Source organism: Micromonospora sp. M51, from assembly GCF_018070305.1.
Classification (GTDB): domain Bacteria; phylum Actinomycetota; class Actinomycetes; order Mycobacteriales; family Micromonosporaceae; genus Micromonospora; species Micromonospora parva.
The window spans coordinates 1-4,735 of the sequence record NZ_JAGPXZ010000491.1 but is presented as its reverse complement, the minus strand read 5'-3'; the positions used below and the strand labels follow the sequence as shown (position 1 = coordinate 4,735).

At 73.7% G+C, this 4,735-nt stretch carries 4 protein-coding genes; all 4 read right to left on the bottom strand.

The window, feature by feature from the left end:
* A partial coding sequence (locus tag KBX53_RS22845) for a cell division protein FtsQ/DivIB (RefSeq protein ID WP_210861552.1) occupies positions 1-576 on the bottom strand: 576 nt, incomplete at its 3' end.
* A complete protein-coding gene (murC, locus tag KBX53_RS22840) occupies positions 573-2,138 on the bottom strand; it encodes a UDP-N-acetylmuramate--L-alanine ligase (RefSeq protein ID WP_210861549.1) in 1,566 nt (521 codons plus the stop codon). The genes murC and KBX53_RS22845, both read right to left, overlap by 4 nt.
* Entirely contained in the window at positions 2,135-3,241 is a 1,107-nt protein-coding gene (gene murG, locus KBX53_RS22835; RefSeq protein ID WP_210861547.1) for an undecaprenyldiphospho-muramoylpentapeptide beta-N-acetylglucosaminyltransferase, read from the bottom strand. Before murG ends, murC begins: the two co-directional genes overlap by 4 nt.
* Positions 3,241-4,680, bottom strand: a complete 1,440-nt coding sequence (locus tag KBX53_RS22830; protein ID WP_209444585.1) for an FtsW/RodA/SpoVE family cell cycle protein — start codon at positions 4,678-4,680, stop codon at positions 3,241-3,243. Before KBX53_RS22830 ends, murG begins: the two co-directional genes overlap by 1 nt.
* Between the last annotated feature and the right edge of the window lie 55 nt (positions 4,681-4,735).

The following is a 4,735-nucleotide window of genomic DNA, read 5'->3' as shown; positions in this document are numbered from 1 at the left end:
GTCGGCGGCCGGCCGGGCCACCGTCACCTGCGGCAGGCCGGCCGGGCGTCGCTCCACCGTCCGGAACGCCACCCCGCTCCCGTCGATCATGGCGAACGCCTCCCCCTGCGGCACCACCGCCACCGCGGTCCGCTCGGTCACCCGCACCACCAGCGCGTCGGGCCAGTCCCGGGACACCGTGGCCCGCTCCACCACCGGCAGCGCGCCGACCCGTCGGGCCGCGGCGGCCAGGTCCACCCGGGCCAACGGCACCCCGTCCGGAACGCCGACCGCGTCGTGCACCTGCACCGGAGTGGCCAGCTTCGCACCCTCCACCCGCACCTCACGCACGCCGAACAGCCCGGTGCCGAGCACCGTCCAGGCGACCAGCCCGGCCAGGGCGAGCACCCCGGCGGCCACCGCCCACGGCAGCGCCGCACGCATGCGACGCTGCCGGGCACGCGCCATGAACCGGCGGGTCGACGGCGGCACCGCGTCGCGGCCCGCCCGGACCAGCTGCCACCGCCGGGCCGGACCTCGGCGCGGGGCGCCGCCGTCGGCGGCGCTGGTCCGCCCCCGGGCCGGGCCGGGACTCATCCGGCCGTCGGCGCCGAGCCGCCGGGCACGGCGGTGCCACCGAGAGCCGCACCGTCGCCACCGGACGTGGCCCCACCCGGTACCGGATCACCGATCGCCGGGGAGGTGGCCACCGGGTCGACGGTCGCGGTGGATGCCGAGCCGGCCGTACGCTCACCCAGGGCGGCCAGCAGCTCGTCGCCCATCAGCGAGATCGGCGGGGCGCCCATGGTGACCACCACGTCCCCCGAACGGGCCCGACGGGCCACCTCGACCGGGGCCTGCTCCCACGACTCCACAAAGACCTTGCGGTCGGCGGGCAGCTCCACCGCCGCGATCAGCGCCGCCGAGCCCTCGCCGGGCTGACGCAACTCACCCGGCCCGAAGACCTCCAACAGCACCACCTCGTCGGCGATGGCCAACGCCGCGGCGATCTCCGCCTGGTTGTCGCGGGTGCGGTACAGCCGGTACGGCTGGAAGACCACGATCAGCCGGCCGTCCCCGGCGACCTCGCGCAGCGTCTGCATCGCCAACGTCATCGACGTCGGGTGGTACGCGTACTCGTCGTAGACCAGCACGCCGTCCGCGACACCCTTGCGCTCGAAGCGCCGACGCACGCCGGGGAAGACCGCCAGCGCGGCCTCCGCCGCCTCCAGCGGCAACTCCAGCAGGTACGCGGTCAGCACCGCGGCGGCGCTGTTCAGCCCCATGTGCCGTCCCGGCACCGGCAGCCGGAACTCGCCCAGCGACCGTCCGTCGATGGCGGCCAGGTAGCGCACCCCCCGGGCGGAGGAGACCATCTCGGTCAACCGCAGGTCGGCGTCGTCCGCCTCGCCGTAGGTGAACACCCGCCGCCCCTCGGACCGCAGGCTCTCGGCCAGCCGTCGACCGCCCGGATCGTCGGCGCAGGTGATGATGAACCCGTCCGGGTCGGTGAGACGGGCGAACTCCACGAACGCCGCCTCCAGCGTCGCGTAGTCACCGTAGGTGTTCAGGTGGTCCGCCTCGATGTTCGTGATGATCGAGACGTACGGGCGGTAGATGAGGAACGAGCGGTCGCTCTCGTCCGCCTCGACCACGAAATGCTCGCCGGTGCCGTGGTGCGCGCCCGAGCCGACCTCGGAGATCTCCCCGCCGATCACGAAGGACGGGTCCACCCCGGCCTGCTGGAGCACCATCGTCACCATCGAGGTGGTGGTGGTCTTGCCGTGCGTGCCGGCGACGGCCACGGCGCGACGGCCGGTCATCGCCGCCGCGAGCGCCTCCGAGCGGTGCAGCACCCGCAGGCCGCGCCGACGCGCCTCGACCAGCTCCAGGTGGTCCTGGGGAATCGCCGACGAGTAGACGACGGTGTCGACCCCGTCGAGGTTGCTGACCTCGTGGCTGAGGTGGATGGTGCCGCCGAGCGCCCGCAGGCCCGCCAGCGACGGCCACTCCCGCAGGTCGCTGCCGGAGACCCGGATGCCCCGGGTGAGCAGCAGCCGGGCCACGCCGAGCATGCCCACCCCACCCACCCCGATCAGGTGGACGGCGCCCAGGTCCTCGGCGGTGAGCGTGCCGGCCGGGGTGAACTGCGCGGTCATCGGGCCACCGCCGCCAGCACGAAGGACCGCAGGGCCTCGTCGCCGTCGCGCCGGCCGTACGCCCCGGCGGCGGCGCCCATCGTGTACAGCCGCTGCGGGTCACGGATGAGCGGGATGACGGTGCGCTCCAGCCAGTCCGGGGTGAGCTCCGCGTCGTCGACCAGCAGCCCGCCGCCGGCCTCCACCACCGGCAGCGCGTTGCGCCGCTGCTCCTGGTTGCTGTGCGGGTACGGCACGTAGATCGTGGGCAGCCCGATCGCGGCCACCTCGGCGACGGTCATCGCCCCGCCCCGGGCCAGCATCAGGTCGGCGGCGGCGTAGCCCAGCTCCATCTCCGACAGGTACGGCAGCGTCACGTACGGCACCGGCAGGTCGGTGGGGATCGGCACCGGCTCGTTGCGGGCACCCATCACGTGCAGCACCTGCACGCCGTTGCGGGCCAGTTCCTTGGCCGCGCCGGAGACCGCCAGGTTGATCGAGCGGGCGCCGGACGAGCCGCCGGAGACGAAGAGCACCGGCAGGTCCGGGCGGAGCCCGAAGTGGGCGCGGGCGGCGTTGCGCAGCGCGTACCGGTCCAGACCGGTGATGGCGCGGCGCAGCGGCACCCCGACCACTGTGGCGTCCCGCAACGACTCGGCCTGGCTCGGCTGGTTCGGGAAGCCGACGGCGACGTTCTTGGTGAACTTCATGCCCAGCCGGTTGGCCACGCCCGGTGGCACGTTCACCTCGTGGATCACCATGGGCAGCTCACGACGCCACGCGGCCAGGTAGGCGGGCACCGAGACGTACCCGCCGAAGCCGACGACCACCTCGGCGCGCACCTCGTCGATCACCTTGCCCGCCGCGCGGGCCGCCGTCCACATCCGGCCCGGGGTACGGACCAGGTTCATGTTGACCGACCGGGGCAGCTGGTACGCCGGGATCTGCCGCAGGTCGTAGCCCTGCGGCGGGATCAGGTCGTTCTCCATGCCCCGGGGTGTGCCGAGGCAGGTGATCCGGACGCCCGGGTCGTGTCGGCGCAGGCAGTCGGCGAAGGCGAGCAGCGGGTAGACGTGCCCCCCGGTGCCACCTCCCGCGAGCACCACCGAACGCAGCGGACCCATCAGCGTCTCCTCTCGCTCGCCGTACCCCTGCGGTTGCGGTCCTGGCGGACCCCGCGCGGCACGGCCTGGTCGTCGTGGCGCCGCTCGCGGGACCGGGGCACTGACCCTCGGCCAGCGGGCGGCGACGCCGGCCGGCGACGCCGGCCGGGAAGCGGCGGCAACGGGGCCCAGAGTAGTCGGACCCACCGGGCCGGCGGACGGGCATGCAGTGCTCTGGCCGCATCGGGTTCGGCGCGGGCGAAGGACGCCAGCATGCCGATGCCGGCCAACGTCACCACCAGGGCACTTCCGCCGTCGGAGATGAACGGCAGCGGCAGGCCGGTGATCGGCAGCAGCCCGACCACCCCACCGATATTGATCACGGCCTGGCTGACCAGCCAGGTGGTCACGGCCGTGGCGGCGAGCCGGCGGAACGGGTCGTCGACCCGTCGGGCGATCCGGAACCCGGTGTACGCGAGGACCGCGAACAGGCTGAGCACCACGGTGCAGCCGATCACGCCCAGCTCCTCGGCGATGATCGCGAAGATGAAGTCGTTGTGCGCCTCGGGCAGCCAGTCCCACTTCAGGCTGCCCTTGCCCAGCCCGACACCGAACCAGCCGCCGTGCTCGATGGCCAGCCGCCCCTGGTAGAACTGCAGGCAGTCGTTGAGTTTGCAGGTCTCCGGGTCCGGTGGGTTGAAGAACATGTCCAGCCGCGCGAGCCGGTAGTTGTCCGCGCCGCGCTCGCCGGAGCCGGCGCCCAGCGAGGCCACCGCGACGAGCAGGCCGATCCCGACCAGACCGGCCGCCGCCAGGGCGCCGAACACCCGCATCCGCACCCCCGCGGCCCAGAGCAGGCCGACGACCAGGGCCAGCAGGCAGAGCATCGTGCCCGTGTCGTTGTAGCCGACCAGGACGAAGAGCAGGCCCACGATCGGGAACAGCGGGGTGGCCAGCTCGCGCCACCAGCCCAGCGCGGCGCCCTTGCGGGCGACCAGGTGCGCGCCCCAGAGCACCATCGCGAACTTGGCCAGCTCGGACGGCTGCAGCTGGATCCCGCCGATGAACAGCCAGTTCAGCCGTGCCTCGACCGGGCCGATCTGCCCTGACTCCTGCCGGGTCAGCCGGGCGTAGGCGAGCAGCAGGTTGAGCAGCAGCAGCAACCCGATCGAGGTGAACAGCAGCGGCCGGCCCAGCGACCGGTAGGTGCTGGCCGGCAGGCGCTGGCAGATCCAGAAGGCGCCGATGCCGATCACCGCGAAGATGGCCTGCTTGGTCACCGAGGCCGAGGCGTTGCCGTCCTCGGCGTAGTCCTTGACGCTGGTCGCCGAGAAGACCATGGTCAGCCCGATCAGCAGCAGCAGGCCGGCGCAGGACAGCAGCAGGTAGTAGGAGGTCAGCGGTCGGTCCAGCAGGCCGCGCAGCGCGGCGAGGCCACCGGCCGCGTCGATGCCGCGCAGCGGGGTGGCCGCCACGGCCTCCGGCTCGCGTCCCGCCGGCCCGGACTCCCGCGCC